At 39.4% G+C, this 3,971-nt stretch carries 5 protein-coding genes; all 5 read left to right on the top strand.

Annotation, left to right across the window (positions count from 1 at the left end; genetic code table 11):
• Positions 1-982 (top strand): hypothetical protein (locus A3757_RS13570; RefSeq protein ID WP_231878277.1); only part of this gene is annotated, 982 nt, incomplete at its 5' end.
• Positions 969-1,595 carry an OmpA family protein gene (locus A3757_RS13565; protein ID WP_068511984.1) on the top strand — a complete coding sequence of 209 codons (627 nt, stop codon included), beginning with the start codon at positions 969-971 and terminating at the stop codon, positions 1,593-1,595. The genes A3757_RS13570 and A3757_RS13565, both read left to right, overlap by 14 nt.
• Positions 1,592-2,917, top strand: a complete 1,326-nt coding sequence (locus tag A3757_RS13560; protein WP_068511987.1) for a hypothetical protein — start codon at positions 1,592-1,594, stop codon at positions 2,915-2,917. Before A3757_RS13565 ends, A3757_RS13560 begins: the two co-directional genes overlap by 4 nt.
• Before the next feature lie 92 nt (positions 2,918-3,009).
• On the top strand, positions 3,010-3,540 hold the full coding sequence (locus A3757_RS13555) for a hypothetical protein (protein ID WP_068553613.1): 531 nt from the start codon (positions 3,010-3,012) through the stop codon (positions 3,538-3,540).
• 248 nt (positions 3,541-3,788) lie between these two features.
• The coding region (locus tag A3757_RS13550; RefSeq protein ID WP_197470044.1) for a hypothetical protein at positions 3,789-3,971 on the top strand (183 nt) is incomplete at its 3' end.

The following is a 3,971-nucleotide window of genomic DNA, read 5'->3' as shown; positions in this document are numbered from 1 at the left end:
GGGTATTATTGGAGGTCTGGTCTTGAGCTTGTTACGCCACACCATATTTTTGAGAAAGGTTCGAAACCAGAATATTGAATCAATCAAAGCCTTAGAATCAAAGGGTTTTAGATTATTCGATATGTCTGACATGGTGGCGAGTATGGGTAGTAATGACATGGTTGATGCTGCACAAGCCATGGCGGAATCGGCTAGGTCATTTAATGCTGATGCGATTGCTGACAAAATGACTAGCTCACTTTCTCCGATGTTAGAACGTATAGGTGAAGAGCTTAATGTCTTAAGTGAAATAAAAAAAGAAAATGGCGAGCAGGTACTACAAAAGATGATGGATGACCTTAGGTCTCAAGTAATTGAACCAATTCAGGTGCGTCTAGAAAGTACAGCGGGACTTGTTGATCAGAGCACTACTTCGGTTACTAAACTAACAGAATCACTTTTGCCGCTGGGAGAAGAGCTCGACCAGACAGTAGACAAACTGCGCGAACATCAACAGGAGTCTATTGCTAGCATCGAAAACGTTCTAAATAGATTCCAACAGGAAGTAGGAGAAAAACTAAGTCAGCAGCTCATTTCGGCAGGTGAAATTCTCAATGAAACCTTGGAAAAGCTAAACACCGATCTTGGGGCGCACTTAGAAACGCTGAATGCGCTGGCTACACAAATGCCGTCATTAGATGCAGAGTTAGTTGCTTCAATAGAGGCTGTGTTGAATCAGGTGGTCGGCACATCACGTGAATTGCTCAAACAAATTCAAGAAGGCTCTGATCACCAAAACGCCCAACTGAAGGAACTCTTAAACGAGGTAGCCAATTATCATGGTTCAAGCAGAGAGTTTCTTGATGAGTACATTAAGTCAGTTAATAAGTCATCGACTGATGTGCACGCCAAGCTCTTGAATGTAGCACAAGTTCTAGCAACCGCGGCAAGTATTGCTGATTCTACAGAGCATTCAAAGGATTTGACGCATGAGCCAGCATGATGCAGTGGAGTCTGATGCACATTGGATGTCAATTGGGGATTTGATGTCGGGTTTGATGATGATTTTCGCCTTGCTCGTTGTGGCGACTATGTTACTTCTTAGCCAGCGTCACGAACAAAGCCAACAAAACCGTATTTTTGTAATTCAAGCGATTAGTGAACAGCTTAATGCAGATGGTATCCAGGCAGAGATCAATCCTGAAACAGGAGATATTACAATTATGGATAATATCTTATTCGGGCACGATTCAGCGAAGCTTTCTGCGGAGGGTGTTAAATTCCTAAAGCGCTTTATTCCACTGTACGCGAGAGGTATTTATAAGAACCCTGACGCTGCAGAAGAAGTCGTGCGCGTAATTGTTGAAGGACATTCGAACAAAGTAGGGGATTACGGTTATAACATGCAGCTTAGTTTGTTACGTGCCAATGCAGTTATGCAGAATATTCTTAGCTTTGAGTTTCCTCATAAGACCAAATTAATGAACAAGCTCACAGTGACAGGTAGAGGCGAGACGGAAGCTAACCAAAAAGTAGCAACGAAAGCGGACCGGAAAGTAATGTTTCGCCTTCAATTTAAGGGAACTTATGAAGAGGCGGTTAGGTTGTTAAAATGATTACTCTAGGGGGATTTAAACCATCTACTAAAGCTTGGGACTCGCTTTCTAATTCTCTAGGTTCCTTCAAGGGGAAAAGTTTTTCTGGAGATAATTTGGCGCTCAGAGCAAACTTCAGTGTTAAAGGTAGCGACGAATTATTAGCTCTAATTAGGTCTAATAAGTTCAAACACCTTTCAGAGTTTGATTTGCTCATGCTTATTAGCAACGACTTTTGGGATGAGTTAGATCAGGAAGAAGCTAAGTCCCTTGCAAGCTCTTTCTGGCGTTATTACTCAAAAAACTCAAACTTAGCAGTTAAGGTCTACTACTGGTATTTCAGCAAAAAAAATGTATTCAAGAAGCCGCTTAACGTTGCGGCAAAAGAGTGTAAGAGTCATCCACATCTTTATTCTCAATGCATGAAAGGTTATTTCGATGGCGTATGCAGAGAAATGTTTCAAAGTGATGGGGCTCCTGTCGAATTTTTCTTAAAGCAAAACTTGCCATTTGCAGCCTTACTGAAACTAGCTCGATTTAGAAAGTCTATTGCCAAGGTGTATTGGGAAGGACACGCAGGGCAAAATGACTTAAAACTTGTTCAAGTACTAAATTCTGCAACTAAGCCTGATGAAAAATATATTCTGAATTTCGTTCTAAAAGAAAGATTAGACAATAAGGTGGCACATAAAGCCGATCACAGTTTGAAACAGAAGTTGATAGCGCATTTCGATGTGGAGGCTATTGACAAGTACTACGCAAAACTTAGATTCGCTCAGATGACGGATATGCTGCTTTTTAGAGAACAGCAGAATTTTATTTCGAAGAAAGATACTTCTCAGTTTGTCGCTTGTGGATTTCCTCAAGTCACTTTTAAAGATAGTGATAAGTTAGCTTTTAAACATTGGCTTAGTACGAAATTCAAGTTTGCTAACCAAATTCAATTATCCTTTAAACATTCCTATCTTGTTACCCAAAACTATTATAGAGCGCTAGTGATTAGTTCTGCCGGTAGTCTAAGTATTAAAAGCTCAAATCCAGCTTCCTTAGATAATTTCGTATTGTTTGTTAATCGTGCTGGCTCGTTTGTTATTCTCTATTTGCCAAATAAGACTGAACCATACATCGAACTTGCGGCAACAATTGGAGAAATAAGAGACGAAGTAGAACTTTTATCCGTGCTAGAGTCGAATCGGCTGTCCGTCAGCTGGTTTAAATCTAACACTCGCATTATGAATCATATAAATCATGAAAAAGGTTGGGAGAAGGTTCTAGCGAATAAACTTGTGCATTTAAATCTCGTAGAAGAAAAAGCTTTAGAATTTTATATCAATCGAACCTAGGATCCCTTTTTGAATATCTACGATCAGCAGTGGACTACCGGCAGTATATGTAGCTTAAGTTCTGTATAAAATTTGAATAAAGGAAAACAATATTGAGTAACTTCGCAATAGGTATATTGAGTTTAATAGTCTTGTACGTTTCCTTAGTATCGCTAGCCTCACTAATAAAATTTGTTTTGAAAAAGCTAGAATATGAAAGGCATATTAACCAAGAAAAACTAAATCAGATAGCTCGTGATAAACCGTATTCTGAACATCCAGTTGTTTTTAACTGCACAGGCCACCCAAACCGTACCTTAGCGCTCAGGTATGGAGTGATGAATGCTGAAAATGGAGTTGAGAAAAATACGATTAGACTTGTTAAACAGGGGCTTGTTCAAGGTTTTGAGGGTCGTGGTCATTATTATGCTGAGCTCTGTGATTATGAAAACACGAAGGTCAGAGTTGTTATCAACGAGGGCTCTGATTACATCAATACTTTTTATCCGTTAAGTGACGAGGAATGGTTCCAAAAATATGAAACATTAGAAAAGTTATTAAAGAATAACGATTCGTTTACTTTAAAGGAGCTAGCAAAATACCATATAGATGTTGTTGTAATTCCAGGGTTAAAAGCCTCATAAGGTCAATGCTTAAGTTAAACCTTATTAGTCAAGTTTGCAGCGTGCATTGGTTATCCAGGTCCAATGCTTATAGCTGGTTTCTCTTTTGGTTCTATTTGTGTGTCTATAACACCAAACACTCGTGTCCCTCACTTGTCCCTAACTTTGTTGCAGGCTGCACAGTAATATTATTTCCAATTCAACGAGTAGACGAAAAAGTTTATTCGTAATAAGAACCGAGCACTAATCTGAAATAAAAGGAAGTAAACATGGCAAACCTGGAATACGTAACAAGCAATAAATTAACAATAGAAGCAGATGCGCAAAAAAGAAAAAGTCGTAAAGGGGTTATGATCGTCGGCCTGATATTAGCGCTAGGTGCCTTGTTTTTACACCCAGTAGCGGCAGCCATAGTCATGGTTTTTGCTCTGATTTCTTGGGGCTCCCAAAAC

This window comes from Oleiphilus sp. HI0117 (assembly GCF_001635235.1).
The sequence above is the reverse complement of the archived record's forward strand: the minus strand, read 5'-3'. Positions and strand labels throughout refer to the sequence as shown.